Raw genomic sequence first — 2,948 nt, forward strand, 5'->3', positions numbered from 1 at the left:
GGTCCCGAAGGCGGCCGCCGCACTGGCGCGCGAGCACCCCGGGCTGGAGCTGAGCCTCGTCGACGAGCACCCGGTGGAGGCACTGGACCTGCTGCGCCGCGGCGACCTCGACGTCGCGGTGGTCTTCCAGCACGCCGGCGCCCGGCTCGAGGAGGACGGCTTCCGGTTCCGTCACCTCGCCGACGACCCGATCCACCTCATCAGCCGCCACCCGGCCGACACCCTGACCGCCCACCGCGACTCCGCCTGGATCGGCGGCTGCGACCGCTGCGGCGCGGAACTGGACGCGGTGTGCGGCCGGGCGGGCTTCACCCCGCGCATCGCTTCCCTCAGCGACGACATGGTCGTGGTCCAGTCCCTGGTCGCGGCGGGTCTCGGCGTCGCGATGCTGCCCGGCCTCGCGCTGGAAGCCCACCACCGCCCGGACATCCACGCGACCGAGCTGCCGGGCGTCCACCGCCGCATCCACGCGGCGACGTACGGCGACCCACCGGACCCGCCCGCGGTCGCCGCCGTGCTGGCCGCGCTGACGGCGGTGGCCGGACCGTAGGCTGTCTGACATGCCTGATCGTCTGTACTTCCGGCAGCTGCTCGCCGGCCGCGACTTCGCGCGCGGGGATTCCGTGGCGACGCAGATGCTGAACTTCGCCTACCTGATCGGCGACCGCGAAACGAACGAAGCCGTCATCGTCGACCCCGCCTACGCCGTCCAAGACCTGCTGGACGTGCTGGCGGCAGACGGGATGCGGCTGACCGGGGTGCTCGCCACGCACCACCACCCCGATCACGTCGGCGGGGACATGCTCGGCTTCTCGCTGCCCGGCATCGCCGAGCTGCTCGCGATCGAGCAGGTGCCGATCCACGTCAACGGGGCCGAGAGCGAGTGGGTCAAGCGGGTCACCGGGGTGTCCGGGACGGACCTGCGCGCGCACGACCACGACGACGTCCTCGAAGTCGGCTCCGTCCCGATCCGGTTGCTGCACACGCCCGGGCACACGCCGGGCAGCCAGTGCTTCCTCGTCGAGGACAAGCTCGTCTCCGGGGACACGCTGTTCCTCGAAGGCTGCGGCCGCACCGATTTCCCCGGCGGGGACGCCGAAGAGATCTACCGCAGCCTGCAGCAGCTCGCCGGGCTCGCCGGGGACCCGGTCGTCTACCCCGGCCACCGGTACTCGAACGAGCCGTCGGCCGCGCTGTCGGAAGTGAAGCGCAGCAACTTCGTCTACCGGCCGCGGTCGCTCGAAGAATGGAAGGTCATGTTCGGCGGCTGAGACAAGCCGTTCCACGGGCTGAAACGCCGGGAGTTCACGGAGTGGGCGCGGATTGACTTCGCTTCCCACTAACCGGAAGGTCGGGGCCACGCAATCGAAGAAACCCCCGTCCCCGGGAGAAATCCGTGTCGATTTCCACCACGGGCGTGCTCGCGCGCGCCCGGCCGGCCGGTCAGCGGCCACCGCGCAAGGCGCGGCGCGTCGACCTCCGGCGCTGGATCAGCCCGGTGGTGCTCGTGGCCGCCTGGCAGCTCGTGAGCGCCACCGGCGTCCTGCCGCCCGACAAGCTCAGTTCACCGTGGACGGTCGTGCAGGCCGGCGTCGAAGTCGCGCGCAGCGGCGAACTCGGTGAAGCGTTCGCGGTTTCGCTCGGCCGGGTCGGCGCCGGGTTCGCGATCGGCGCCGTCATCGGCGTGCTGCTCGGCATCGTCTCCGGGCTGTCCCGCTGGGGCGAGGTGCTGGTCGACCCGCCGGTGCAGATGCTGCGCACGCTGCCGTTCCTCGGCCTGATCCCGCTGTTCATCCTGTGGTTCGGCATCGGCGAGGAAACGAAGATCGTGCTGGTCGCGCTCGGCGTGGCCTTCCCGCTCTACCTCAACGCCCACTCCGGAATCCGCGGCGCCGACGCGAACCTCGTCGAGGCGTCGCGGGCGCTCGGGTTCAGCCGCGCGGAACGGCTCTGGCACGTCGTCATCCCCGGCGCGCTGCCGCAGGCGCTCGTCGGGCTGCGGCAGTCGCTCGGCATCGCCTGGCTCGCGCTGATCGTCGGCGAGACGGTCAACGCCGACGCCGGCGTCGGCTACCTCATCAACAACGCGCGCGAGTTCCTGCGCACCGACGTCGTGGTGGTCGGCCTCGTCCTGTACGCCCTGCTCGGCCTGGTCACCGACGCGCTGGTCCGGCTGCTCGAACGGAAGGTGCTGCGGTGGCGAACCCGGTAGCCGAGGTCCGCGACCTCACGAAGCGGTTCGGCGACCGAACCGTCCTCAGTGGACTCGACCTGACCGTGGAGCGCGGTGAGTTCGTCGCCCTGCTGGGTCGCAGCGGCTCCGGCAAGTCGACGCTGCTGCGCGTCCTCGCCGGGCTCGACAGCGACGTCGAGGGCGGCGCGGACGTCACCGGCACCGTCTCGGTCGCGTTCCAGCAGCCGAGACTGCTGCCGTGGCGCAAGGTCTGGCGCAACGTCGTCCTCGGCCTGCGCCAGGACGGCGTCTCGAAGTCCCGCAACCGGGCGCTGGCCGAGAAAGCGCTCGCCGAGGTCCAGCTGGCCGAGCACGCCGACGACTGGCCGCTCACGCTGTCCGGCGGTGAGGCCCAGCGCGTGTCGCTGGCCCGCGCGCTCGTGCGCGAACCCGACCTGCTGCTGCTCGACGAGCCGTTCGGCGCCCTCGACGCGCTGACCCGCATCGCGATGCACGGCCTGGTGCTGGACCTCTGGCGGCGGCACCGGCCGGGCGTGCTGCTGGTGACCCACGACGTCGACGAGGCCCTGCGCCTCGCCGACCGGGTGCTGGTGCTCGACGGCGGCCGGATCGTGGCTGCCCACCGGCCGCGTGAAGCCGATGACCACGACGACCTCCGCCGCCGCGTGCTGGCGGACCTGGGAGTGACCGAAGATGCTGTGGCGTAGGGGAATGGCGGCCGTCGCGGCCGCGGTGGTGCTGGCCGGCTGCGGCG

General features: G+C 72.2%; 4 protein-coding genes. All 4 read left to right on the forward strand.

Going from position 1 to position 2,948, the window contains the following annotated elements:
• On the forward strand, positions 1–550 hold a 550-nt coding region (locus G3I65_RS32530), incomplete at its 5' end, for a LysR substrate-binding domain-containing protein (RefSeq protein WP_239071591.1).
• A 10-nt stretch (positions 551–560) separates the two neighbouring features.
• The gene (locus tag G3I65_RS32535) at positions 561–1,271 is read left to right on the forward strand and encodes an MBL fold metallo-hydrolase (RefSeq protein WP_160699492.1); all 711 of its coding nucleotides are present in this window, start codon (positions 561–563) and stop codon (positions 1,269–1,271) included.
• Between the two features lie 125 nt (positions 1,272–1,396).
• A complete protein-coding gene (locus G3I65_RS32540; protein WP_160699493.1) occupies positions 1,397–2,212 on the forward strand; it encodes an ABC transporter permease in 816 nt (271 codons plus the stop codon).
• Positions 2,197–2,901, forward strand: a complete 705-nt coding sequence (locus G3I65_RS32545) for an ABC transporter ATP-binding protein (RefSeq protein WP_160699494.1) — start codon at positions 2,197–2,199, stop codon at positions 2,899–2,901. Before G3I65_RS32540 ends, G3I65_RS32545 begins: the two co-directional genes overlap by 16 nt.
• The last annotated feature ends 47 nt before the right edge of the window (positions 2,902–2,948 follow it).

The sequence above is a fragment of the Amycolatopsis sp. SID8362 genome (assembly GCF_010550475.1).
In the GTDB taxonomy this organism is placed as follows: Bacteria; Actinomycetota; Actinomycetes; order Mycobacteriales; family Pseudonocardiaceae; genus Amycolatopsis; species Amycolatopsis eburnea.

Excerpts from the sequence above, each read along its gene's own strand:
- G3I65_RS32535 (WP_160699492.1), top strand. The coding sequence starts at position 561 with ATGCCTGATCGTCTGTACTTCCGGCAGCTGCTCGCCGGCCGCGACTTC.